This is a genomic window from Leclercia adecarboxylata (assembly GCF_006874705.1).
In the GTDB taxonomy this organism is placed as follows: domain Bacteria; phylum Pseudomonadota; class Gammaproteobacteria; order Enterobacterales; family Enterobacteriaceae; genus Enterobacter; species Enterobacter adecarboxylatus_C.
Map to the genome: position 1 here is coordinate 2,780,374 of NZ_CP035382.1, position 23,909 is coordinate 2,804,282.

The following is a 23,909-nucleotide window of genomic DNA, read 5'->3' on the forward strand; positions in this document are numbered from 1 at the left end:
TGGTTTCTTATAAACGCGCTAATATTCGCTGAACAGTAAGCTCATGCTTTTGTTCCGTGAAAAAACAGGAAGGGTTTTAACTTTCTGAAATGAACGTTTTATGACAATTCCAGAATAAGTTTAAAAAAGGGTATTTTTTTATTTCAGTAATAAAAGTGTCAAAGTTTGCCGCTACGCTTCCTGATCCCGCGCAACAAAGTCGTAGCCTGTGTGTTAAGGCGGTTGGCAACGGGCCCCAGTCCTGATAAAAAGTCTGATTGATATCATTTCCCTTATTGTTAAACGGCAGAGAATCATGAGTGACAGCCAGACGCTGGTGGTAAAACTCGGTACCAGTGTGTTAACAGGCGGATCGCGCCGCCTTAATCGCGCCCACATTGTCGAACTGGTGCGCCAGTGCGCACAGCTGCATGCCGCAGGGCACCGTATTGTGATTGTGACCTCCGGGGCGATTGCCGCCGGACGTGAGCACCTGGGTTACCCCGAACTCCCCGCCACTATTGCCTCCAAGCAGCTGCTGGCGGCCGTGGGTCAGAGCCGCCTGATTCAGCTCTGGGAACAGCTGTTCTCTATCTATGGCATACACGTCGGGCAGATGCTGCTGACCCGTGCCGATATGGAAGACCGCGAGCGTTTCCTGAACGCCCGCGATACCCTGCGCGCGCTTCTGGATAACAATATCGTTCCGGTCATTAACGAAAACGATGCGGTCGCTACCGCAGAAATCAAAGTAGGTGACAACGATAACCTCTCGGCGCTGGCGGCGATCCTGGCGGGCGCAGATAAGCTGCTGCTGCTTACCGATCAACAGGGGCTGTTCACCGCTGACCCGCGCACCAACCCGCAGGCTGAGCTGATCACCGACGTGAAAGGCATCGACGATGCGCTGCGCGCCATTGCCGGCGACAGCGTGTCGGGCCTCGGCACTGGCGGCATGGGCACCAAACTGCAGGCCGCCGACGTGGCGTGCCGGGCGGGTATCGACACCATCATCGCCGCCGGCAGCCGTCCGGGCGTGATTGGCGATGTGATGGAAGGCATTTCTGTTGGAACCCGTTTCCACGCCGAAGCCACTCCGCTGGAAAACCGCAAACGCTGGATTTTTGGCGCGCCGCCTGCAGGTGAGATCACCGTGGATGAAGGTGCCACTGCCGCGATTCTGGAACGAGGCAGCTCATTGCTTCCAAAAGGAATTAAAAACGTGACAGGCAACTTCTCCCGTGGTGAAGTGATCCGTATCTGTAATCTGGAAGGGCGCGATATTGCCCACGGCGTCTGCCGCTACAACAGCGACGCGCTGCGCCGTATTGCAGGCCACCATTCACAGCAGATCGATGCCATTCTTGGCTATGAGTATGGCCCGGTTGCTGTCCATCGCGACGATATGATCACCCGTTAAGGAGCAGGACATGCTGGAACAAATGGGCGCCGCTGCCAAAGCCGCCTCGTACAAACTGGCGCTCCTTTCCAGCCGCGAGAAAAACCGCGTGCTGGAAAAAATCGCAGAGTTTCTGGAAGCCCAGTCACACGAGATCCTGCTCGCCAATGAGCAGGATTTATTAGAAGCCCGCCGCAACGGCCTGAGCGAGGCGATGCTCGATCGCCTGGCTTTAAACCCCGCGCGCCTGAAAAGCATTGCCGACGACGTGCGTCAGGTATGCAGCCTGGCCGATCCGGTCGGGCAGGTGATTGACGGCGGACTGCTGGACAGCGGCCTGCGCATTGAACGTCGCCGCGTGCCGCTAGGCGTGATCGGTGTGATCTACGAAGCGCGCCCGAACGTGACTCTTGATGTCGCCTCCCTGTGCCTGAAAACCGGCAACGCCGCTATCCTGCGCGGCGGGAAAGAGACCTGGCGCACCAACGCCGCAACGGTAAAAGTGATCCAGCAGGCGCTGGAAGAGTGCGGCCTGCCCGCCGGTGCGGTGCAGGCGATTGAAAGCCCGGATCGTGCCCTGGTCAACGAGATGCTGCGGATGGACAAATACATCGACATGCTGATCCCGCGTGGCGGGGCAGGGCTGCACAAGCTGTGCCGCGAGCAGTCGACGATCCCGGTGATCACCGGCGGTATTGGGGTGTGCCATATCTTTGTCGATGACACGGCCGAGTTTGAACCGGCCCTGAAGATCATCGTCAACGCCAAAACCCAGCGCCCGAGTACCTGTAACACGGTGGAGACGCTGCTGGTGCATCAGAATATCGCCGATCGCTTCCTGCCAGCCTTAAGCCAGCAGATGGCGCAAAGCGGCGTCACCCTGCACGCCGATATCAATGCGCTGACCCCGCTGCAAGCGGGCCCGGCGAAGGTTGAGGAAGTGAAAGCAGAGCAGTACGACGACGAGTTCCTGTCGCTGGATCTGAACGTGAAGGTGGTTGCCGATCTGGACGATGCCATCGCCCATATTCGCGCCCACGGCACCCAGCACTCGGATGCGATCCTCACCCGCACCCTGAGCAACGCCAACCGTTTTGTGAACGAAGTGGACTCTTCAGCCGTTTACGTAAACGCCTCCACCCGCTTTACCGACGGCGGCCAGTTTGGCCTCGGGGCTGAAGTCGCGGTCAGCACCCAGAAGCTGCACGCGCGCGGCCCAATGGGGCTGGAAGCGCTGACCACCTACAAGTGGGTCGGCTTCGGTGACGATACCATTCGGGCGTAATCTCCACGCGGGCGGCCTCTGCTGCCCGCGCTATCCTTGTGAATTCTGCTCTACCCGCCCCTGTGCCGCCGAGTCCAGTGCGGCGATCTGTTCCTGCAATGCCGCCAGGCTGAGCGGCCTGCTGATTAAATAGCCCTGTGTTTCATCGCACTTCATCATCATCAGCTTCTGCAGCTGCCCTTCGGTTTCCACCCCTTCTGCCGTAATACTCAGCGAGAAGGCCTTGCCCAGGCCGATAATATTCTCGACGATAGTATTGGCGCTGTCGCTTTCGGGCATGCCGTCGATAAAGGATTTATCCAGCTTGATGCCATCGAACGGGAAATTACGCAGATAGCTCAGGGAGGAGTAGCCGGTCCCGAAATCGTCCATCAGCAGCTTCACGCCAAGTTTCTTCAGCGCCAGCATGATTTCGAGGCTGTTTTCCGGGTTCCACAGGGTAGCATTTTCGGTAATTTCGATCTCCAGCCGGGCCGGATCTAACTGCGACTGCTGCAGCGCATCCCGGATGCGGTCCACCACCTGCCAGGACTGGAACTCGACGGCAGAGATATTTACTGAAACAGAGAGGCCGTGTAGAGACTGCTGCGCGTCCCGACAGGCGGTCTTCAGCACCCAGTCGCTGAGAGGAATAATCAGCCCGGTCTCTTCGGCGAGAGAAATAAACTGATCCGGCATGATCAGGCCAAGTTCAGGGTGATCCCAGCGGATTAACGCCTCTACGGCGATGATCCGTGAGGAGTCATGGCCGTAGCGCGGCTGGTAAACCAGACGGAACTGCTCTTTCTTAATACCGTCGCGCAGGCTCTGTTCCATCTCCCGGCGCTGCACCATCTGCTCGGCCATTTCAGGCGTATAAAACACCCATCTGTTGCGGCCAGTGCTTTTGGCTTTGTACAACGCGATGTCCGAGAAGCGCAGGAGTTCACCCGCGTCGACGGCGTCATGCGGCGCGATAGCGATCCCGATGCTGGCACCGATCACGATCTCATTCCCGTTGATCAGGAAGGGGCGCGTCAGTTCGGCAATAATGCGTTCGCAAAGGGTATCAATGTACCGCCGGTCATGAATGTCCGAGATAATCAGAATAAATTCGTCCCCGCCCTGGCGCGCCACCAGATCGTAATCACGGATGCAGTGCCGTAGCCTGGCTGAGACCTCATGCAGGACGGTATCCCCGGCGCTATGGCCGAACAGATCGTTGACCGGTTTAAACTTATCGAGATCCAGGCTGAGCATCGCCAGAGGATGCGCCTGCGTGGGCTGCGCCCGCAGCTTGCCCTCGAGAAATTCGCGCATTCGCACCCGGTTGGGCAGCCCGGTGAGCTCGTCGTGGCGGGAGAGATACTCAACGCGCGCCTGCGCCTCGACCTCCAGGGTGACATCCGTGGCGGTGCCACGGTAGCCGGTTATCCCCTCCGGCGTGACGACGGGTTTGATCGCAATATGGCAGTAGCGCTGGTGGCCCATCACGGAGAGATAGCGACAGTGCAGCAGACGACGATGGCCCGTCTGGCCGGGCTGGGTGATCCACTCCGCCAGCGACTGGTTGTCTGCGGCCATGAACTCGCTGAGCGGGCGACCGATCCAGGCCGATATGCTGTGCCCGGTAATGCCGGGAAAACGCTCGGAAAGCCAGGTAAAACGTAGCTCTGCGTCAGTCTCCCAGATCCAGTCCGTGGTGGCCTCAGCTACGTCACGAAAACGGCGTTCGCTGGCGGTGAGGGCAAGGCGGTTCTGTGCCAGCAGAAAGGTGTTTTCATCATACATCCGCGCCTTTTTGAGCGCGTTGCGTCCCAGCATTACGCCGGGAATAGCGGTACAGAGCGCCAGCAGGATCAGCAGCGGCAGGATGTAGCGCAGCAGCTCGCGTCCCGGATCTTCGCTTTTCCACTCAAAAGTGATTTGCTGGCCATCAATGGGGAGCGTTGCGACTCCGCGTCGCCCTGCCAGCTTCGTCGTCCCCTTGTGCTGCACGCGGGTCTGGGTGATACCGTACTCTTCACCCAGCGCGATGAGCTTACGGTCATCCAGCACGTCAACAAAGACCAGCACCGAGGCCGGGCCGGGGACAACAGGGATCCTGGCGTCATCACCCGTGGTGATGCGCGCTGCGGCCACCAGCGCCGGATGGCCGTTCCTCATTACCACCGTACTGGACAGTGGGATAGCGTCCGGCTTGTTTATTTTCTGAATCAGCTCGGGTAAGGGGTCGTCTCCTAGCCAGGATTGCAGAGAGTCTTTCACCAGCTTGCCGTCAACCACGCTGTAACGGGTCTGCCCGTTACCGTCCAGCACGAACAGCCCTTCATACTCAAAATCGCGCCACAGCGTGGCCCCCATGTTCTGACGGGTATAGGCCCAGTCGGTATCCACCCTCGGATGAAGATGCTGGTAGGCTTCGCCCCACCAGGCGTAGTCTTTGATGTGGGTGGTGAGCGTATCAACCCGGTTATGGATCGCCTTTTCCAGCAGCATGGCGCTGTGCTTGTCGCTGTCCTGATTGATGTTTCGCACGATCGTCAGCAGCGCGATGATGGCGATGATAAACAGCACTGACAGCAGGGAAAACATCAGCACCAGGGCGCGTTTGATTAAGGTCGCTGTCCTTTTCGGCTCGAGGTCCGGGCCGGATATGTCATCGGTGACAAAAAATTTATGCATTATTTACCCACTCTCTCAGGCATTTCTGTGTTCCGATCTAATTAATATCGACCTGTTCTGGCGGGGCTTGATTTCAAAAAGATAAATTTGAAGATAGCCGATCCTGGAAGGAAGAGGGGAGATGGCGTAACTGGCGCGAGCAAATTGCCGCAAAATGTGACGAGTATGCGTTATGGAAGAGCGAAAGACGGGGTGTAATCCCTTTATTATGTATGGTTTTTGCGCGTGTTGGTGTAAAAAACAACGACTAAAAGGTGAGGGGTTGACGGGGTGGGCGCTTTTTCTTACCCTTTTACACCGTAGTCTCTCTCCTGAAAGCCGATATAGCTCAGTTGGTAGAGCAGCGCATTCGTAATGCGAAGGTCGTAGGTTCGACTCCTATTATCGGCACCATCCCCTAGTTTTCTCAAGTCAACTAACATCAACAAAATCCTTTAAAAACATAGTCTCTGTCCTGATTTCAGTCATTTGACGTCAACCTCTATCTATTGAAATCAACATGCCTTTGGGGGCACAATCAGGGGCATCTTCTGTTCGGTCTAGGAAATGTGCCCCCAATGATGCTGAATGCCCGAAAGGTTGAAGCCGCGAAAGGAAAAGAGAAGAGCTACAAGCTATCTGATGGTGGTGGTCTGTATCTTCAAGTTGAACCCAATGGCTCGCGCTACTGGCGTATGAAGTACCGTTTTGGTGGTAAAGAAAAACGCCTGTCCTTTGGTGTCTATCCCACCGTCTCTCTTGCTGATGCCAGACAAAAACGCGAAGAGGCAAAGAAACTACTCGCAGCGGGTGACGACCCCGGTGAAGTAAAGAAAGCAAAGAAGCTGGCTTTAACCGCTTCCACTGAGATCCTCAACCCGTTCAAAGAGGTTGCGTTAGAGTGGCATAAGATGAAGTCGCCTAAATGGTCAGAGGGTTACGCTTCCGACATTCTTGAGGCATTTAATAAAGATATTTTCCCGCATATTGGCCACCGTCCTATAGCTGGCATTCAGCCTTTGGAGCTACTGGAAGTCCTGAGGCTGATAGAAGCAAGAGGGGCGATGGAAAAAGCGAAGAAAGTTCGCCAGCGTTGTGGAGAGGTTTTCCGCTACGCCATCGTAACGGGGCGGGCTATCTATAATCCTGCGCCTGATCTCGCTAGTGCAATGCAAGGGCATGAGGCCGTTCATTATCCTTTCCTTAAAGCCAGCGAACTGCCTGAATTTTACACGGCACTGAATGCCTACACTGGAAGCCCCATAGTTTTATTGGGGGCACATTTGCTTATTCTGACAGGATTGAGAACTGGAGAACTACGCGCAGCTGAATGGCGTGAAGTGGATTTCGACAGCGCGGTGTGGGAAATCCCTAAAGAACGCATGAAAATGCGTCGTGCTCATATTGTTCCGCTTTCAAAACAAGCCTTAGTCCATCTTGAAAGGTTGAAAGAATTGACAGGGAATTATCCGCTGATGTTCCCCGGTCGTAACGATCCCAGTAAGTTCATGAGTGAAGCCAGTATAAATCAGGTTTTTAAGCGTATAGGCTATGGTGGACGGGTTACTGGTCATGGTTTTAGGCATACGATGAGTACAATTTTGCATGAAAAAGGATTTAATAGTGCATGGATTGAAATTCAACTAGCTCATCTTGATAAAAATTCAATTCGCGGCATTTATAACCATGCTCAGTATCTTGATGGACGTAGAGAAATGATGCAATGGTATGGCGATTTTATTAATGGACTAGGGGCTTAATTTAGAATGGCAAAAAATAGCACCCTCAAGCTACATCGTATTCATTATAGTATCAGTGAAGCAGCGAAATTATTAGGTTGTGATGAGCGAGATATTTTTTATATTGCTACGCAAAAGAATATTCCATTCGTCATGAGAATGTCCGGACAGTGTACTTTTTCAAAACACAAAGTAAGAGATGTTGATGCATTTATTAAACACATTGATTCTTTAGATAAAGATCATGAAGGCTTTAGTTATATTTCTGAATTCAGTTTGATTAAAATTAATGAAGTGAAGAAAGAAAAGAATTTAATTTTAGCCAGTACAAAAGGTTTTTTTTCAATGCCTTCTAAAGTCAGGAATGATTTTATTTATTATGAAGGAGATTTTCCTGAGTATCCTTCACTGTATACTCCTTCAGGAAAGATATATTCAGAAATGGTTAGGTTTATACAGGTTGACTGGAAAAATGACGAGGGTATTGGCTATGATAATGAAGGTCATATAGAACGTGACTATATAAAAAAGATTCATCTTGTCTTGAGCGAATCTGAGCAGTCTGATGATAAATACGAAGCATTATCCGCAGCACAGCAAGAAAGGCATGCAGTTAAAAGAAATGAAGTGCTTAGTGCAATTATATATTTATATAAAGAAAACTCGGCATTCAGAAAAGAGAATGCAACGGCATTAGTCGATCTATTGTTTAACCGAGCGGAAGAGTTCTGGCCAGATGAAAAACAGCCTCCACTATCACATCCTGTCATGACGAAATTAGTGGCTTCAATATTCAATAAGTCCGTTTTTACAAAAAATTAACAAAAGTGGCAAGTAAGTTTTTTTTCTTACTTGCCTTTTTTACTGTTTAATGCGGTGTTGTAATCCTCTCCGTTGACATAGATTGATGAATAGAGAGGAATTACAAATGACCTTTACTGATACTCGACCTGCTGCGGATTCGCTTATTGATATGAAGTTTATTACTTCAGACTGTTTGTTTACAGATAAGTGGATTTACAAACTTATATCATTAGGTAAATTCCCGAAACCAATAAAACTTGGAAGAATGTCTCGTTGGCGAGCAGGTGACTACTACGCATGGCGTGATAGTCATTCAACTATCAATAATTAATCAATGTTCCATCTTTACTTAAATAATAGATAACTTAGAGGCGAATAATGAATAACCTTCAGTTAGAGGGGGCGGCTTCACTCGCTCTGCAATTTACTAAAAGTAATTACCTTGCCAAAATTCAAAACTATAAAATCATTCCATTTAATGATTCGAACAGTGACGCTGCGTGTGTTGCACGTATTATTGAAATTTTTACGCTAAACAAAATACGCGCAGAAGGTGAAAACCTGTTTGCGTTAACCGGCCTGGTCATTCCTGATACCGGCGCTGAAGCTGGTGAAATCAACATGTTGCTAAAGCGCTGCATTCAGCTTTGCCGGCATGAGGAAGAGGAGCTTGGCTATAGAGAACGTGCAGCAGCTGAAGCTAAAGTGGCAACAAAGCAGGTTTATACCGCTCGCAGTGTTGCCGAGATGAAAAACCGGGGTTCACATCCTGTCAGCCGTGCTGATGCTGAATATCATTATCAGGCCGCGCAAAGCCGGGTTGAAGAACAACGAAAGCGGGTAAACCATTTCCGGTCTTTACCTGGCTTACTTATTGAAGAAGCAAAGTGTATCGGAAAGGGCGTGGATAAACCGGTGTTGCATTCATTTCCCGCTTCCCTGCGAGTCCCGGCAGAAATTACGTCCTCTAATCAGAATCCGGCAATTTCCAGTGCCGCCCGGTTTGTTATGGATACCCTTGATGAGCTGGTAAAAGCAGTGCGTGAAATCATTAAACACTGTACTCCGCCATCTGACAGGTACGCCTTAAATAATGGTGGTTTGTTGCGGGTGGCTGCTTATAAAGAGTATTACAGGGCGGATAATACCCTGTTACGTGCGGTGGTTACCGGTGAAGATTATGCAGATTACCGTCTGCAATGCCATAAACTGACCGAGCGAAAAGAAAAACTTTTTTCCGTCTAATTTATTCAGGGTGTATTTATGTTTGCTTTTAAAAATCACAAGCCGGATGCGGCACGTCTCTACCATGAGAAATTAACCAGTAGTTCTAAAAGTCATATTACTGAAGGTCGTCGTTTCTCTCTATCCGCAAATAAAGAAAATATTCTCCGCACATCTATTCTGGAATCAGGTTGGATGATGGGGCAGATCACGCTGCGTGATGTTAATGCTGTCTCCGGTAATGCCATCAATGTCGGTGCCAGTGAGTTGCATACTGGCCGGGTTGCGGGCGGGCGCTTTCGTAAAAAGGTAGCAATAAATGGAACCGAGTTCTGGCTATCAGAAACGGAGACCTGCGCCACTATCGGTTACGGCGAAATGTCAGATATTTATAACCTTGGCCAGGCCGGTAATTTTGATGAGGTTATGGATGCCTTTTTCAGCCAGGCTTATTCACTAGATATGTTACGAACGGGTTTTAATGGTTTATCCATTTCAGAAACGACCGATCCGAAAGTAAATAAGAAAGGCGAAGACGTCAATATTGGCTGGCATGCGCTGGCAAAGGATTATCTGAAAGGAAAGCAGATCATTTCTGAACCGCTGACCCTAGGTGAAACGGGGCACTGGAAAAATATCGATTTACTGGCTAACCATCTCATCACCAGTGTTATTGCCGAGCCGTTCCGGGAAGATCCCCGACTGGTGGTAATGGTCGGCGCTGAGCTTGCCGCACAACAACGCCTGCGCCTGTTTAATGCCGCTGAACGCCCGGCAGATATCAGTGCCGCACAGATGGCCACCAGTTCCATTGCCGGTCGCTTTGCTTTCATTCCGCCTTTTATGCCCGGTAAGCGTCTCGCTGTAACCACGCTGAGTAATCTGCATATCTATACGCAGGCGAATACGCGTTATTTCCGTGCCGAATTTGACGACGATAATTGCGAATATGTGCATTCCTATCTGCGTAACGAAGGCTACGCGCTGGGCAATCCGGAACTCTATGCCGCTGTAGATGAGAGCGCTATTTCTCTCGTTGAGTAATGTTCCCGCAAATAAAAAAGCCCGCTGATTATTTAGCGGGCTTTGAGAACATATTCAGGTGGAAAAATGAAACTTACAGAGTGGCAAACCCTGTGAGCACATTCAGAATGCCAGGATTTTCAGAAATGAACAATACAATAAATTCGGTTATAAATTTCTTGCATAGCCTTAATCCTGCGGGCTATAGTTTCCCCGTTGCCGCAAAATCGGCAACCGGGCGTGGAAACCCGTGTAATCTGAAGGCGACACCAGACGCGCCATGCGTCTTTTTTTGTGTCTTTGTCTTTGCACACCTGTTACATGCGCAGCGGTTTCTATACCGTTGTAGCTATCGCGTAATGGTGGCTCAGGCGGGGCTGACTTCGGTCAGGCCGGTATCCTTCAGAGCCGGTATTTCCACCCCCGTCTGGGCTACCACCAGTGAGCGTGGAAACTCCGGTGGTAGCGTTAACCGCTATCTGAAGGAGATTGCCATTATGGCTACAGTCCCCGCGTTGCTGCACCCCGAATACACCTTTCTGTTTCTTGCTGTGCGTCGTACCGACGGTAAAGCCCTGCCTGCGCCGGTTCGTATTACTGCGCATAACGAACGTGACGCCCGTCTGCAACTGATTACCGAATTTGTTCTCTGCTTTGCTGGCCGTATTCCCTCCAGAACTTCCGGGGAGGTAAGGGTATGAAAGAGATTTCTGCTGTGCAGCCTGGCTGCACCCTGTCTGATACCGGCGAAAACCGGCTGTTGCGCGTGACGCTGGCCAGTGAATTCCTTGCTGATTTGTTATCCGGGTGCGGTTCTTCCGGTTCACGAACCGTTTCTGCTGAAGGGGCTGCGGCGATGTTTGCCTGTCTGGCCGAACAGCTCGACGGCGTTGTTAAAGAAACCAGCACCATGAAGGGGAACCACAATGATCAGTAAAGAATCCTTTATGTCCCCTGCCTTTCGTACCGCATTACTGCGCCGCTATATCGCAGAGGCTTTCATTTCCCTGATGCGGCGCGTCAATGGCGAGGCCGCTTATATCGAAGATGGCGAACGCTTGGCGCTGACGCCTGACAAAGTGGCCATGAACATTCTTTATCACCTTGAAATGCCGTGGATAGATGAGTTTGGTATCGAAGAGGGCAGTCGTCTTGCCGCAGAGGTGCTGGAAAAAATGCTCGCACCGGGTTTTATGGGCGAAACGCTCCGGCTGTCGGTTGAGGGCGTTACGGAGATGCGTGAGGTTTACCGGGACATTATTTTTGGCGCGCCTGACGGAGAACTGCCGCCGGGCTATGAATTCATGTGCTGCGGTGAGCGGGAGGAGAGCCAGTGAAACCTGTCTCTGTAACATCGGTAGCCTCTGCCGCACGTGGCCGCTGGCCTCATATTCTTTCGGCGCTGGGGATCGACATACCGGCAGGCCACCGCCACGGCGCATGCCCGAAATGTGGCGGCACGGATCGTTTTCGCCTGGATGATAAAGAGGGGCGCGGAACGTGGTTCTGCAATCAGTGCGGTAACGGTGATGGTCTGGATCTCGTTCGTCTGGTGACCGGTAAAGGGGTGAAAGAGGCATCGGGCATGGTGGCCGAAACGCTGTCTCTGGCAGAAGTGAGCCAGCAACCCGTTAAGCCAGCCAGGAATGAAGCTGCACGGCAGGCAAATGGCCGGGCGCGCTTTCATCAGCTGATGAAGAATAGCAGGCAGGGAGAAAGCCGCTACCTGAGCGATCGCGGTCTTCATGGCCACGCTTTTAGCCTGCCTGAGCAGCCTGTCACGGTGGCAGGAACGGTTTTTCCTGCCGGTTCTCTGCTGCTGCCACTGACTGACAGCGACGGCGATATTACCGGCGGTCAGCTTATCAGCCCCGAAGGGGATAAAAGTCTGTTACCGGGCAGCCAGCTGAGCGGCAGTTTTATCGCGCTCGCTGACATTCCCATGACGGCACCTGAGCAGGTCATCATCACAGAGGGTTTCGCCACCGCGCTCACGGTTTCCCTGATCGCTTCCGGCTGGGTTATTGCCGCCGTGGCGGCGACGAATCTCCTTAAAACGGCTGAAAAAATACGGCAGAAATGGCCGGATACCCGCATTGTGCTGGCCGCTGATAACGATCTGCTGGACGGGAAAGAAAACACCGGGCGTCTATGGGCAGAGAAGGCGGCAAAAGCGGTTAACGGCTGGGTGACCCTGCCGCCGACCCGCCATAAAGCTGACTGGGATGATTTCCGTCAGGAAAATGGTCTGGAACGCGCCCGCGAGGCGTTCCGGGACGAAATGACCCTGCATGGCCGGGGGCAGACACGGCTGCCGGAGGGGTTCCGCCTCACTAAAGAATACCTGTGGTATGACAAGCTGGTTAATAAGTCGGACGGGGACACAGAGATCCGCAATATCAAGATTTCCAGCCCTATCCGTGTAACGGCCATTACCAGCGATGCCGATGGCAGCAATTACGGGCGGCTGCTGGAGTGGGAGGACACCAACGGCAATCCCCGCAAATGGGCGATGCCGATGGAAATGCTGGGTGGCAGCGGGGAAGAGCTGCGTCGCGTCTTGCTGGTTAACGGGCTTTCCTATATCAATGTTAACGGTGCGGCAAGGGCGCACCTGATGGAATACATCTCACTGTGTAAGCCGGAAAACAAAGTTACCTGCGTGAACCGAACCGGCTGGCATGGCGGCGTGTACGTTTTACAGGATGAAGTAATTGGCCGCGATGCGCGGTCGGTCATTCTCCAGACTTCCAGCGTTCAGGGACGGGATTTCCGGGTGAATGGCACATCGGAAGAGTGGCGGGAGCATATCGGGCGCTACTGCACCGGGAATGCAAGACTGGCTTTCAGCGTCAGCCTGGCCTTTGCTGCACCACTGCTGCAACTGGTCGGCATGAGCGGCGGCGGCTATCACCTGAAAGGGGAATCGACGGACGGCAAAACCACCACCATGAAAGTGGCGGCGTCCGTCTGCGGCGGAACGGATTTCTGGCATACATGGCGCGCAACGGGTAACGCGCTGGAGGGAACAGCAAGCCGCCGCAATGACGCCACACTGATGCTGGATGAAATCCGCGAGGTGGACGGACGCGAGGCGGGGAATATTGCTTACATGCTGGCGAATGGCCAGGGCAAGGCCAGAGCCAGAACAGACGGTTCCGTGCGGGAAACGAATCGCTGGAACCTGCTGTTTCTCTCCACCGGCGAATTATCCCTGGTGGAGCATGCGGCAAACGCGGGGGAACGCACTTACGCCGGTGTTGAAGTGCGGATGATCCAGATCCCCAGCGATTCCGGCAAATACGGGGTGTTTGAAGAACTGCATGGTTTCAGCGGCGGAAAGGCGCTGTCTGAGCATCTGGAACAGAGTGTTGCGCAGTTCCACGGTGCGCCGTTCCGTGACTGGCTGCGCCACATCACGGCTTCGCTGCCGGAGGTGACCAGCCAGGCTAAGGCGATGCTGAAAGAGTTCACGCGCAGGCTGACGCCGCAGGATGCGGGGAATCAGGTCGGGCGGGCAGTGACCCGCTTTGCCCTGGTGGCGATGGCCGGGGAGCTGGCCACCCGCGCCGGTATCACCGGCTGGACAGAAGGGGAGGCTTACGCAGCGGCAGAGCGTTGTCTGGCGTCGTGGATGGTGGATCGTGGCCATTCTGCCAATCAGGAAGATCGCGCCGCGCTGGAACAGGTACGCGACTTTCTCACGCGTAACCAGTACAGCCGTTTTGCAGACTGGCACGACGACAGGAACCGTCCGATGGCCATGATGGGCTTTCGCAAAGTGGATACGGGCAGTCAGACCACGGAAACGGTCACGACATTTTATGTCCTGCCGTCAGGCTGGAAGGAAATCTGTAAGGGCTTCAATGCCAGTAAGGTGGCAAAACTCTGCGTCAGCGCGGGCTGGCTGGAGCCGGGCAGGGATGGACGAACCCAGACAAGTCTTCGCCTGCCAGAAATAGGCCTCAAACGGGTGTATCAGTTTAATACGAATGTACTGGGCGACCCGGAAGAATAGCGTCGCGTGAGTCTTATTTTTATGAGGTAACACAGGTAACAGAGGTAACAGCCAGACGCCACAGGGGCTGCGGGTGTTACCAGTTAAAAAACAGGAGTGGTAACAGAGGTAACAAAAATAGCGTGTTACCACACGTTACCTCAAGGAAAAATGCAGAGGTAACGGTATTTATCTTTATAAATCAATGTTGTTACCAGTGTTACCGCTGTTACACGCTCTCAGGTAAACAGACTTATCCTGTCAGCCCTTTTCTGGCAGGCAATTAATTAAGGAAACAGCATGCGCATAATGAAAATGACCTGCCCCGAATGTCTTGCCGACGCCACGATCCGCAAGACCAACCGCAAGCATCCGCAGCTGGCGGACGTTTACTGTAGTTGTACCAACGTTGAATGCGGCCACACCTTTGTGATGAGCGTATCCTTTTCGCATACCATCAGCCCCAGCGCCCTTAAGGGGCAGGGAAGGGTAAAAGAACTGATTGATGCCCTGCCGGAACCGGATCGCGATAAGGCGCTGGAACTTCTGCTTCAGGCAAAAAAACGGGCTTAACGGCGGCAGACCGGGAGGTGGGACGCATGCCCGGCACTGCTGAAATGTGATGAAACTTTTTCAGTATCCACCTCTAATAACTAACTGAATTTAATCATATTACTATTTTCGTGTTCGACGTTATCCCTTCCCAAACAGTGACGTAAAATTAAAAATCCCTTCTGAAACAATCACCTGAAAAAATTAGCGCCAGTCGTGAAAGTGCAGAAACTGAAAAAAAGTGAAATTAGTTTCATTTTTTTCAGTCCGGTTTTCATGCCAGAGAGCCAGCACTGGCACGGGCTGGCTTCCTGATTTGTAGAAAAATAAAACTGAAAAAATTTACTGGTATGAAAGTGGCAGGCGGGTGCGGTGTAGTGCCGTTTTTGTCCACAATGTTTTTATTTTGCAGCTGTATGGCTGCGTCAGAACAACGTAGCGAGGTTAGCCATAGAAAATGAGATATGAGATAGATAATCTGTACGTGGAGACTATGGGCGTTCTGATGAGCATGCCGAGGGCCACAAAATATCTAACCGAACATGGAAGTTAACTATCCGTAAATATATTTTTTCTTGGATAAAAAAACAGTGTTTATTTATCCAAATATTTAAGTGTGCGAAATAAATTTTTTGTCAGAGTTTTCGGAGGTATCTTAGGGCGTTACCTTTCTTGACATGATTTGCATGGAGGATGTATGAAACTTAAGACACTAAAGATAGAAAATTTTAGAGCTATTAATGGCGACGATAATGTTATTACCTTTAATGAGAATAATATAGTATTTGTATTTGGTAAGAATAACATTGGCAAATCAAGCATACTACATGCTTATAAATATTTTACGTCACCTTCTGAAAAAGCAATGCCCACTGATTTTCATAATCATGATTTTAAAAAACCAATAATTATTGAAGCTGTATTTATAAAAGAGGAATTAGATGATAAAAGTTTTGCTGGCAAAGGGCTTGATAAATGGGTTGATCGTGAAAATCAAGTGAAAATAAGAAAGGTCTGGGTTAAGATAAACGAGACGGCAAAAAAAGAAACGTTTGATCCTAACACGCAACAATATGTAGTAGGTGGGTTTGGTGGCATAGATACTATATTGACAAATGCGTGCCCTAATATAATTTATATAGAAGCGATACCAAATATCAAAGCATTAACTTCTTGGCTGGATAAGGAAATCAAAAGCAGGATCATCAAAAATTTGCAGAAAAACCATCAAAAAGAATATGATGAGGCTTTTAGAGCAGTTAAAGCTTTACAAGAGAAAGTAGAAGGGGAAGATTTATTAAGTGAAATAGCCACAAAAGCAAATAGGTATTTCAATAAAACGTTTCCTGAAATGGAAATAAAGATACAGTCGGATCCATTTAAACCGATGGATCTTTGTAAAGCTTTTGAAAGTGATTTTAGCATTTCCATTGGGCCGAAATCTGACGACAATGTAGATATAGCCATTGTGGAAAAATTACAAGTTATTAAATCTGAAATTGAGGAAATGGATAGCTCTGGGAACTATAGACAGTTTGACTTACATGGACACGCTTTGATAAGGCAAGCTATAGTAAATATATTAGGTATTTTTAGAGATACAAAGGACGGCTCTGATGGAGCTGATGTTAAAAAGAATATCATTCTTTTTGAAGAACCGGAGCTTTACTTGCATCCAAGTAATAAGCGAAGGTTTCGCGAAACTTTGTACGATATAGCTTCCCAAGATAACTATCAAATTATTTGTATATCACATGACCCTCAACTAATAGATCTTAGTAAGGAGCATACATCTCTCGTAAGATTTGTAGCTGGGGAGGATGGAGCAACACACATATATCAAACCAAAGAGAATTTATTTACAAAAAGCGAAGAAGTAAAAGAAAAGGTCATGATGCTTAATAGATTCAACCCGCATATTTGCGAAAGTTTTTTTGCAGATGAAGTTATACTTGTTGAAGGTGATACAGAAGCGATTGTATTGAGAGAGTTATTAGACAGATTTTATGCTAATAAAGAGATTTTTGTTTTGAATACGGGTAGTAAAAATAATATACCTTTTTTCTTGGAAGTCCTAAGTACATTTAAAATTAGACTTCATATCATCCATGATTCAGATGAAAGATATATTTATGAAAAAGGCGTGCGAGTGCTAAAAAAGGATAATAAAACTCCTAAAGCTAATAGTGCTTGGTCACTTAACGATACAATATGGAAATCTGTAGAAAATATTTCTAATAATGGTGGTTACGCAAAACGGTATGTATCTATTAGAAATTTTGAACATGCACATAACTATCAGTACGATAAACTAAAAGGGAAACCTTTATCTGCATATGAATTTTCTAAAACTATAGGGTTAGATGATATTAATTTGCCAATAATTACTTTTCTGAAGGAAATTGCTTCAACGGAATCATCTGGTATTGAATATACTCAAGATTATCTTCACGAAAATGTACAAGAACCGTATTGATAATTTATAAAGTTAGAAAGACCCTAAATTGTGGGGTCTTTCTAGATAGGATTCTTCACTAACAATACATAGATATGAAGGTTAAAAGAGCGGGTGGGGGCATTATTGGGGGCATCTATCATTTTTCTTTTTATAAAATCATTATAATCAATTGGTTGTCTAGCAATTCTGTTCCTATTATCGCACCACTCAAGCATCTCTCAACGTCCACTCAAGCTCCCCAAAATCCCTGTTAATCTGAATCTATTACTCGTATTCCAGCGTCTACTGATATGCCCGCAATTTACATGCATCTGGGGTAGATGCGGGGGCATATGCTGTTCGGCCTACAAAGATGAACATGAGTTTCAGAGGACATTGAGCGAATCAGGCAACCGGCACAGGAAGGCGGGGGAAATCTGTAGAGAATGACCAGCCGGTAAGCCCCGCTGGTCGCCTTGTCATTATTTCAAATGTTCTTTCAGCTGATAACCCGCCTGACCAATAGCAGTCCGTACGGCAGGAACGTCGCTCAGCGCGTTCAGCAGACCATAATCATGGATTAACCCGTTGTAACGCGTAACCGTCACGTCTACACCCGCGGCGTCAAGCTTGCGACCAAAAGCTTCACCTTCATCGCGCAGCACATCAAGTTCAGCAGTCTGAATCAGCGTGGGTGGCAGCCCTTGCAACTGTTCTGTTGTTGCTCGCAGCGGAGAGGCAAGAATGTTATTTCTGTCGCTCTCATTGGTGGTGTAGGCATCCCAGAACCACTTCATCATGTTGCGCGTCAGAAAATAGCCGTTTTCATACTGATTATAAGAATCGGTATTAAAATTCGCGTCAGTTACAGGCCAGAGCATGACGTCATAGCGAATTGCAGGCGTTTTATGTTGTTTGGCCTGAAGCGCTACGGCCGCTACCATATTACCGCCGACGCTGTTACCTACCAGCGCCAGGCGTTTGCCATCAACGCCAATTTCACTACCGTTCTCGGCTACCCAGCGGGTTGCGGCATAAGCCTGATTAATTGCAACTGGGAAATGCGCTTCCGGGGAGGGTGTGTAGTTAACAAAAACGGCCACCGCTTCGGATGCATTTACGAGGTCGCGAACCAGACGCTCATGTGTCGGGAAATCGCCCAGGACCCAGCCGCCGCCGTGGAAGAACATAAATACCGGCAATGTTCCCGTCGCGTTATGAGGCTTCACAATATTCAGTGTTATTTTTTGCCCATTAACCTCAATCGTTTTTTCACTGACGTCGGCCGCAGGCAGCGTTACCCCTTTTTGCGCATCGATCAGCACCTGACGTGCTGCCTCAGTAGACAATTGCTCAATGGGCTTCCCTCCGCTTCCGTTCAGCGCATTCAGGAATTGTTGAACATGACGTTCTGGGCCTGCTGTATCAGCAAAGCTGTTGGCTGAAACAGCAGCCATTGCGACAGACAATAACGCGGATTTGATATTCATAGTGTCACCTGATTAATAATACATGCCAATATTTTGTGTGCTTTTTACATGAGCGAACCGTCGGGCTTATTACTATCTGATAAGCCCTGGGCATTATTTGAAGTCGACAAGCGCCCGACCAGGACAGTAGCCGGGCTTTGCGGAATAAAGCGGGGCGTTACAGTCCCAGCTCAGATAACCCTGGATGATCGTCCGGACGACGCCCCAGCGGCCAGTGGTATTTGCGCTCGCTTTCCTTGATAGGCATATCATTAATACACGCGAAACGACGTTGCATCAGACCATCTTCGCCGAATTCCCAGTTCTCGTTGCCGTAAGAACGGAACCAGTTACCTGAATCATCACGCCACTCGTAGGCATATCGGACTGCAATGCGGTTGCCGCCAAAGGCCCACAATTCTTTAATAAGACGGTACTCAAGTTCCTTTTTCCATTTGCGCTCAAGGAATCCTTTGGCTTCCTCGCGATTATTGGCAAATTCTGCGCGGTTACGCCATTTGGTATCCAGGGAATATGCCAGCGAGACCTTTTCAGCGTCGCGGCTGTTCCAGCCATCTTCAGCAAGCCTTACTTTTTCAATCGCTGATTCAAGCGTAAACGGCGGAAGGGGCGGACGGATTTGTGCATCAGACATGGTAAAGACTCCTGTAAATTTGGATAGACCGGTATGACTTGCTTTTCGGGACTTAGACATAAATCCTCCCCTGTTATTTAACGCCCCTGGTATCCCTGATGGTTCAACATTATCCATTAGCGCTGACATTCATTTGCAGAGGGTTCGTCTTGTCTATGAATTGATGGTAGAACGATCGTTCTACCTCGTCAAGATAGTATTTTTGAAAATGATTAAAAAAACAAAATACCGCTATTGAAGTCTATTTATTTTTGTTTAATAACAGTTACTTGTAGTGGTAATTGGTGGCGGGGTATAAGGTGGCGGAAAAATGAAATGCGATAGAATCGTTACGTTTGGATTAACGATAATAAAATAGTCGATGTGAAGTGATACTATTCCCGAGGGCACTCGGGAATGAAATGAATTACATATATGGCAGGGCCTCCAGTATAACCGGATATTTCAATGAGTATTGCATCCCTGGAATTCAGGCCTCTTTTATGAGACCTGTTTTAGTAACAGCTGAGCAATATCTTTGGCATCATCTGCGGCGCTGTAATCGCCCATAACACGTGACATGGTGATGGCACCTTCAATCAATAACAGCAACTGCCTTGCCAGGGATGAGGAGTGATCAATATTCAGCTGGCGGGTAAGTTCAAGGGCGTAATCCAGTATTTTTTGTTTATGCAGCCTGGCAATCTGGCGAACGGGATCGGCACTGTCACCTACTTCCCCCGCGGTATTGATAAATGCGCACCCGCGATAGCCCTCTGACTCAAACCATCCTTTGAGCACGGTGAACATATTCAGGATGCGATCCTGCGGCGTATCCGCTTTGTCGCACTCCGTCCTGAACCATTCCATCCAGCGTACATCCCGGGCGTTCAGCGCGGCTGCCGCCACTTCGTCTTTGTTGGCGAAATAGCGATAAATACTTTTGCGGGCCACACCTGAAGTTTTTACAAGAAGATCCATACCGGTGGCATGAATACCGTTCTGGTAAATCAGATGTTCAGCGGTCGCGAGAATTTTTTCTCGTGTGTCAGTCGTGTTTTTGTTCATAGGTTAATGGTAGAACGATCGTTCTCCTCGGTCAAGGGTTCGTCAACACTCTTTTTGACCCGATGGGTTAATGAGATGGGTGCGGTCAGCCTGAACGCGTCAACTAACGCAAACCAGGCGACCAGAATCGCTATGAACCCTTTCTGTTTCGGTATGCCGCCACTTTCATGCGATTACCGCACGTCGCCATACTGCACCAGCGGCGGCGATGCGATTTGCTTAGATCATGGAAAAGCAAAATACAATTATGGGCTTCACACTGCCTCACGTATTCAAACTTGTCGTCAGTGACCAGTTTCACCAGTGCATCAGCAATGGGCCAGAGCAGGCCTGCGGAGCTAAGCGCGTCTGAACAAACTTCAACACGGTATCGCTGTGTATTTTCATCCCATTGCAGCGCGATCTCGGGACGTCCTGCCTGCAGCACCTTGTTAATCACCGTCAGGTTAGCCGCAACGGATTTCATCGCGGCGTGGACCACTGCTCTGGCGGCATCGCGCAGCTGACGGGCTTCAAACAGTAAGTCATCGGGTGCCTCAGTGCCTTTCGGCACAAGGCCTGCCGTTTCCAGCCAGTCGATAACGCTGAGATTGTCTTCAAAACAATCATGCCGCTCCTCACCTGTCCCATATTCACTGTTAATAAAATCCAGTGCGAGGTTATCGGCCAGGAAGAGAGGCGGAGAAGAGGGTTGCTTGATTTCCATACTTACCTGTAACTCATAAAATCATTTTGACAGGTTACCAAATTTGCGTGTAACCTTCAAATCATCACTTTAACGGTTACAAAGGATTTATCATGACCACTTCCATTACAAATAACGCATCTGCCTCGCCAGCTATGCAGATCCATTACCGCTATAAACAGTCAGGCGATGTTAATGTTTTCTACCGTGAGGCTGGCGATCCGGCATCACCCGTATTACTGATGCTTCACGGCTTCGCTGGCTCATCATTTATGTTCCGTGACCTTATTCCCCAACTGGCCGATCGTTATCATGTAATCGCACCAGATTTGCCGGCCTTTGGTTTTACCGACGCGCCAGCGCAAGGTGAATATGCTTATACCTTTGACCAGCTTGCTAAGACCATTGGTCAGTTTGCCGAAGCGCTCAATCTCAATAGCTATGCTCTGATGGTCCACGACTACGGTGCACCTGTCGGATGGCGACTGGCGTTAGCCCATCCACAGCGCGTGACAGCCATTATTTCCCAGAATGGCAATGCCTACGAAGAGGGGCTGGGAGAGGCCTGGGCGCCGATACAGAAATACTGGCGTGAGCCCACTGCTGAAAACCGAAGTGCGCTGAGCGAATTTCCGACGCCGGCTTCAATCAAATGGCAGTATCTGGAAGGCGTTGCCGATCGGAGTCTGGTTTCACCTGATGGCTATTCGCTTGAAGGGATGCAGGTATTACGGCCGGGTAATGCGGAGATACAGCTGGACCTGTTACTGGATTACGCCTCTAACGTGAAAATGTACCCGCTGTTTCAGCACTATTTTCGCCAGTATCAGCCCCCGTTATTAGCCGTATGGGGGAAAAACGATCCGTTTTTCATGGCGGCGGGAGCAGAAGCCTGGAAACGTGATTTGCCAAAAGCTGAAATACACTTTTATGACACCGGCCATTTCGCGCTTGAAACGCATGCTAAGGAGATTGGTGCTGACGTGCGTAATTTTCTCGACCGGCATGTCCGCCAGTCAAATTAACGCTCATTCCGGTTAGAGCAGGAGATCAAGATAATGTCAGTGACGCATGGTGTGCAACATATTGGCTTAGCGGTATCTAAACTTGAAGAAAGCGCTGAATTCTTTACTAAAATATTGGGCTGGGAAGAAGTGAAACGACGCGAAGATTATCCCGCCATCTTCGTGAGGGATAATGCGCTGACGATAACGCTCTGGAAAACACAAACCGATGAGCCCGTTAAATTCGATCGTAAAACGAATATAGGGCTCCATCACTTAGCTTTACGGGTCGAAAATAAGGAGGAACTGTTTCAGCTTCTTGATGTATTAAAGGCAAATCAGGTTGAAATTGAATTTGAGCCAACCTTTATCAGAGAGGGGCCGTCAATGCATATGATGTGTTACGAACCCAGCGGGATAAGAATTGAATTTTATTACCCTGGATAAGGGTAATTAAAACAGTCTCAGTCTGGAACACTGGAAATTACGTATCGTATTTCCTGCGCTGTCCGCAAATCTGCTAGCGTATCAATATCATACGTAATTCCAATATCAGATAGCCAGACATCCCCCACATCCCCCCGCCGTCGCGCATCCATCACTATCTCCTTTGCCCCCACATCGCCCTTTAGCGCCAGCAACGCCTCGCCGTATTCCCGCCGAAACCCCACCGGGTGCCCGGCCTGTTGCTGATAGTAAGGCACCACAACCCCTTTCTCCCTAAGCCCTTCAGCAACCCTCAGCAAAGAGGCAGGCTGAATCAGCGGCAGGTCCGCAGGCAGAATCAACCACCCCGACGCCTCAGAAGTCGCCTGGACCCCAAGCGAAATCGACTCGCCCATGCCACCCGTGCCGCCCTCGGGCCTGACAAGATGCCAGGGCAGGTGCGCGGCTTCCACCGCCTCAATCACATGCGCCAGCACGGTTTGACCGCCCAACAGCGCATCCAGCTTATGGCTTTCGCCTCCCGAGGCGAGAAAGCGTTCGCCGCGTCCGGCGGCGAGAATAATCACGACCGGCGAGGGCATTAACGATCGTCCTGGCGCAGGCGCGCGGCAGCCACGTCTGCCAGAACGGACAGGGCGAGGGTGCGCGCATCCCGGGCTTTCGGGAAGATCCCGATCGGGGCCTTAATGCGATCTATCTCTTCCTCTCGCCAGCCCAGCTCGCTGAGCTTTTGCCGTCGCTGACTGTGGGTTCGCTGGCTGCCCAGCGCGCCGATGTAAAACGGATTAGCGTCGCGGGCGGCCTGCAGGACGGGCAGCTCCCGGTGAAGATCGTGCCACAGCAGGATCACCGCCGTGTCGGCATCAATGTGCGAGGCATGATTCCCGGAGCAGGGGTCAAAGTGACAAATGTCATACCCTGCCGTCGCCGCAAGTTCCGCCGTCGCCTGCGCTTCGATAGACCCGCCGTGGATCAGCATCCGCACGCAAGGGTGGAAACCAATTTCGATATTCTGGTTATGCCAGCCGGTGAGGGTTGGCGCGGGCAGGCAGGTGAGCGTCCGGGTCTGCGGGCTGTAGCGCAACCCGGTGGGCTGGCGCTGCTCGAGGCAGTTCAGCACCGCCAGCAGCGGCTGCGCGGAACGCAGCTTATGAATGGACAGCGTGATCCCACCTCCGCAGGGGAGGACAATATCGAAATACGGCGAGCCCTGACCATAACGCACCTCGCGATCCTGGCCGGTCGCGATGACCTCCAGCGCCTCAAAGGCCGCCGCCGCTTCGACGCAGCCCCCGGAGACAAAGCCACAGTACTGGCCGTCCTCGCGCACCACCATCTGCGCCCCCAGGGATCGCGCCGCGCCGCCGCGTATCTCGGTCAGCATCACCAGCGCCGCCTCTTTACCGGATATCAGGGACTCTACCGCGAAGCGCAATATCTCCCGGCTGTCGTCAGTCAGAAACGCCCGTTCCGGCGTCCGGCGCAGATCGTCCGCCAGATTAAAAAGTTGGGGCATCGTT

22 protein-coding genes and 1 tRNA gene are annotated in these 23,909 nt (G+C 50.6%); 16 read left to right on the forward strand and 7 right to left on the reverse strand.

Annotated features, from left to right (window positions below):
* Positions 1–295 precede the first annotated feature (295 nt).
* Positions 296–1,399, forward strand: coding sequence for a glutamate 5-kinase (gene proB / locus ES815_RS14190; protein ID WP_032616689.1), 1,104 nt, complete (start codon positions 296–298; stop codon positions 1,397–1,399).
* Between the two features lie 10 nt (positions 1,400–1,409).
* Positions 1,410–2,663: a glutamate-5-semialdehyde dehydrogenase gene (gene proA, locus ES815_RS14195; RefSeq protein WP_142488343.1), complete on the forward strand. Its 1,254-nt coding sequence runs from the start codon at positions 1,410–1,412 to the stop codon at positions 2,661–2,663.
* 30 nt (positions 2,664–2,693) lie between these two features.
* Here proA and ES815_RS14200 read toward each other — a convergent pair whose 3' ends face one another.
* The gene (locus ES815_RS14200) at positions 2,694–5,327 is read right to left on the reverse strand and encodes an EAL domain-containing protein (RefSeq protein ID WP_312845870.1); all 2,634 of its coding nucleotides are present in this window, start codon (positions 5,325–5,327) and stop codon (positions 2,694–2,696) included.
* A 317-nt stretch (positions 5,328–5,644) separates the two neighbouring features.
* On the opposite strand from ES815_RS14200, the gene ES815_RS14205 reads away from it, so the two are divergent.
* The 12 genes from ES815_RS14205 to ES815_RS14260 all read left to right on the forward strand — a co-directional run bounded on the left by ES815_RS14205 (position 5,645) and on the right by ES815_RS14260 (position 17,121).
* Positions 5,645–5,720 (forward strand) — tRNA-Thr (locus ES815_RS14205).
* Positions 5,721–5,884: 164 nt separating this feature from the next.
* Positions 5,885–7,066, forward strand: a complete 1,182-nt coding sequence (locus tag ES815_RS14210) for a phage integrase central domain-containing protein (protein ID WP_142488344.1) — start codon at positions 5,885–5,887, stop codon at positions 7,064–7,066.
* Positions 7,067–7,072: 6 nt separating this feature from the next.
* A complete protein-coding gene (locus ES815_RS14215) occupies positions 7,073–7,867 on the forward strand; it encodes a hypothetical protein (protein WP_142488345.1) in 795 nt (264 codons plus the stop codon).
* 106 nt (positions 7,868–7,973) lie between these two features.
* Positions 7,974–8,180, forward strand: a complete 207-nt coding sequence (locus ES815_RS14220) for a helix-turn-helix transcriptional regulator (protein WP_142488346.1) — start codon at positions 7,974–7,976, stop codon at positions 8,178–8,180.
* A gap of 47 nt (positions 8,181–8,227) precedes the next feature.
* Positions 8,228–9,094 (forward strand): hypothetical protein, encoded by an 867-nt coding sequence (locus ES815_RS14225; protein WP_142488347.1) that lies wholly within the window; start codon positions 8,228–8,230, stop codon positions 9,092–9,094.
* 18 nt (positions 9,095–9,112) lie between these two features.
* Positions 9,113–10,117 (forward strand): P2 family phage major capsid protein, encoded by a 1,005-nt coding sequence (locus ES815_RS14230; protein WP_142488348.1) that lies wholly within the window; start codon positions 9,113–9,115, stop codon positions 10,115–10,117.
* A gap of 107 nt (positions 10,118–10,224) precedes the next feature.
* Positions 10,225–10,797, forward strand: coding sequence for a host cell division inhibitor Icd-like protein (locus ES815_RS14235; protein WP_375373819.1), 573 nt, complete (start codon positions 10,225–10,227; stop codon positions 10,795–10,797).
* Positions 10,794–11,033: a hypothetical protein gene (locus ES815_RS14240; RefSeq protein ID WP_142488350.1), complete on the forward strand. Its 240-nt coding sequence runs from the start codon at positions 10,794–10,796 to the stop codon at positions 11,031–11,033. Before ES815_RS14235 ends, ES815_RS14240 begins: the two co-directional genes overlap by 4 nt.
* Positions 11,023–11,433, forward strand: a complete 411-nt coding sequence (locus ES815_RS14245; RefSeq protein ID WP_142488351.1) for a hypothetical protein — start codon at positions 11,023–11,025, stop codon at positions 11,431–11,433. The genes ES815_RS14240 and ES815_RS14245 overlap by 11 nt, the downstream gene beginning before the upstream one ends.
* The gene (locus ES815_RS14250) at positions 11,430–14,114 is read left to right on the forward strand and encodes a DUF927 domain-containing protein (protein ID WP_142488352.1); all 2,685 of its coding nucleotides are present in this window, start codon (positions 11,430–11,432) and stop codon (positions 14,112–14,114) included. Before ES815_RS14245 ends, ES815_RS14250 begins: the two co-directional genes overlap by 4 nt.
* A 279-nt stretch (positions 14,115–14,393) precedes the next feature.
* A complete protein-coding gene (locus tag ES815_RS14255; protein ID WP_142488353.1) occupies positions 14,394–14,666 on the forward strand; it encodes an ogr/Delta-like zinc finger family protein in 273 nt (90 codons plus the stop codon).
* 676 nt (positions 14,667–15,342) lie between these two features.
* Positions 15,343–17,121 (forward strand): ATP-dependent nuclease, encoded by a 1,779-nt coding sequence (locus tag ES815_RS14260; protein ID WP_142488354.1) that lies wholly within the window; start codon positions 15,343–15,345, stop codon positions 17,119–17,121.
* Positions 17,122–17,564: 443 nt separating this feature from the next.
* Here the strand turns inward: ES815_RS14260 and ES815_RS14265 are convergent, their stop codons facing one another.
* The 4 genes from ES815_RS14265 to ES815_RS14280 all read right to left on the reverse strand — a co-directional run bounded on the left by ES815_RS14265 (position 17,565) and on the right by ES815_RS14280 (position 20,959).
* A complete protein-coding gene (locus ES815_RS14265; protein WP_409518836.1) occupies positions 17,565–18,539 on the reverse strand; it encodes an alpha/beta hydrolase in 975 nt (324 codons plus the stop codon).
* Positions 18,540–18,729: 190 nt separating this feature from the next.
* Positions 18,730–19,206 carry a DUF1348 family protein gene (locus ES815_RS14270; protein WP_106992061.1) on the reverse strand — a complete coding sequence of 159 codons (477 nt, stop codon included), beginning with the start codon at positions 19,204–19,206 and terminating at the stop codon, positions 18,730–18,732.
* A gap of 480 nt (positions 19,207–19,686) precedes the next feature.
* Positions 19,687–20,253, reverse strand: coding sequence for a TetR/AcrR family transcriptional regulator (locus ES815_RS14275; protein WP_142488356.1), 567 nt, complete (start codon positions 20,251–20,253; stop codon positions 19,687–19,689).
* Positions 20,254–20,383: 130 nt separating this feature from the next.
* Entirely contained in the window at positions 20,384–20,959 is a 576-nt protein-coding gene (locus ES815_RS14280; protein WP_142488357.1) for a CGNR zinc finger domain-containing protein, read from the reverse strand.
* Between the two features lie 92 nt (positions 20,960–21,051).
* On the opposite strand from ES815_RS14280, the gene ES815_RS14285 reads away from it, so the two are divergent.
* Positions 21,052–21,963, forward strand: coding sequence for an alpha/beta fold hydrolase (locus tag ES815_RS14285; protein ID WP_142488358.1), 912 nt, complete (start codon positions 21,052–21,054; stop codon positions 21,961–21,963).
* Between the two features lie 33 nt (positions 21,964–21,996).
* Positions 21,997–22,389, forward strand: coding sequence for a VOC family protein (locus ES815_RS14290; protein ID WP_142488359.1), 393 nt, complete (start codon positions 21,997–21,999; stop codon positions 22,387–22,389).
* A 17-nt stretch (positions 22,390–22,406) separates the two neighbouring features.
* Here the strand turns inward: ES815_RS14290 and ES815_RS14295 are convergent, their stop codons facing one another.
* Both ES815_RS14295 and ES815_RS14300 read right to left on the reverse strand, forming a co-directional pair.
* Complete coding sequence (locus tag ES815_RS14295) at positions 22,407–22,970, reverse strand: NTP transferase domain-containing protein (RefSeq protein ID WP_142488360.1); 564 nt, start codon at positions 22,968–22,970, stop codon at positions 22,407–22,409.
* A complete protein-coding gene (locus tag ES815_RS14300) occupies positions 22,970–23,905 on the reverse strand; it encodes an XdhC family protein (RefSeq protein WP_142488361.1) in 936 nt (311 codons plus the stop codon). Before ES815_RS14300 ends, ES815_RS14295 begins: the two co-directional genes overlap by 1 nt.
* Between the last annotated feature and the right edge of the window lie 4 nt (positions 23,906–23,909).

What these genes read in the sequence shown, in the direction of transcription:
- ES815_RS14290 (WP_142488359.1), top strand. Translation starts at nt 21,997, where the DNA reads ATGTCAGTGACGCATGGTGTGCAACATATTGGCTTAGCGGTATCTAAA.
- ES815_RS14300 (WP_142488361.1), bottom strand. Translation starts at nt 23,905, where the DNA reads ATGCCCCAACTTTTTAATCTGGCGGACGATCTGCGCCGGACGCCGGAA.
- ES815_RS14240 (WP_142488350.1), top strand. Translation starts at nt 10,794, where the DNA reads ATGAAAGAGATTTCTGCTGTGCAGCCTGGCTGCACCCTGTCTGATACC.
- ES815_RS14295 (WP_142488360.1), bottom strand. Translation starts at nt 22,970, where the DNA reads ATGCCCTCGCCGGTCGTGATTATTCTCGCCGCCGGACGCGGCGAACGC.
- ES815_RS14220 (WP_142488346.1), top strand. Translation starts at nt 7,974, where the DNA reads ATGACCTTTACTGATACTCGACCTGCTGCGGATTCGCTTATTGATATG.
- ES815_RS14235 (WP_375373819.1), top strand. Translation starts at nt 10,225, where the DNA reads ATGCCAGGATTTTCAGAAATGAACAATACAATAAATTCGGTTATAAAT.
- ES815_RS14230 (WP_142488348.1), top strand. Translation starts at nt 9,113, where the DNA reads ATGTTTGCTTTTAAAAATCACAAGCCGGATGCGGCACGTCTCTACCAT.
- proB (WP_032616689.1), top strand. Translation starts at nt 296, where the DNA reads ATGAGTGACAGCCAGACGCTGGTGGTAAAACTCGGTACCAGTGTGTTA.
- ES815_RS14210 (WP_142488344.1), top strand. Translation starts at nt 5,885, where the DNA reads ATGATGCTGAATGCCCGAAAGGTTGAAGCCGCGAAAGGAAAAGAGAAG.
- ES815_RS14225 (WP_142488347.1), top strand. Translation starts at nt 8,228, where the DNA reads ATGAATAACCTTCAGTTAGAGGGGGCGGCTTCACTCGCTCTGCAATTT.
- ES815_RS14265 (WP_409518836.1), bottom strand. Translation starts at nt 18,539, where the DNA reads ATGGCTGCTGTTTCAGCCAACAGCTTTGCTGATACAGCAGGCCCAGAA.
- ES815_RS14275 (WP_142488356.1), bottom strand. Translation starts at nt 20,253, where the DNA reads ATGAACAAAAACACGACTGACACACGAGAAAAAATTCTCGCGACCGCT.
- ES815_RS14270 (WP_106992061.1), bottom strand. Translation starts at nt 19,206, where the DNA reads ATGTCTGATGCACAAATCCGTCCGCCCCTTCCGCCGTTTACGCTTGAA.
- proA (WP_142488343.1), top strand. Translation starts at nt 1,410, where the DNA reads ATGCTGGAACAAATGGGCGCCGCTGCCAAAGCCGCCTCGTACAAACTG.
- ES815_RS14260 (WP_142488354.1), top strand. Translation starts at nt 15,343, where the DNA reads ATGAAACTTAAGACACTAAAGATAGAAAATTTTAGAGCTATTAATGGC.
- ES815_RS14215 (WP_142488345.1), top strand. Translation starts at nt 7,073, where the DNA reads ATGGCAAAAAATAGCACCCTCAAGCTACATCGTATTCATTATAGTATC.
- ES815_RS14245 (WP_142488351.1), top strand. Translation starts at nt 11,023, where the DNA reads ATGATCAGTAAAGAATCCTTTATGTCCCCTGCCTTTCGTACCGCATTA.
- ES815_RS14255 (WP_142488353.1), top strand. Translation starts at nt 14,394, where the DNA reads ATGCGCATAATGAAAATGACCTGCCCCGAATGTCTTGCCGACGCCACG.
- ES815_RS14280 (WP_142488357.1), bottom strand. Translation starts at nt 20,959, where the DNA reads ATGGAAATCAAGCAACCCTCTTCTCCGCCTCTCTTCCTGGCCGATAAC.
- ES815_RS14200 (WP_312845870.1), bottom strand. Translation starts at nt 5,327, where the DNA reads ATGCATAAATTTTTTGTCACCGATGACATATCCGGCCCGGACCTCGAG.
- ES815_RS14285 (WP_142488358.1), top strand. Translation starts at nt 21,052, where the DNA reads ATGACCACTTCCATTACAAATAACGCATCTGCCTCGCCAGCTATGCAG.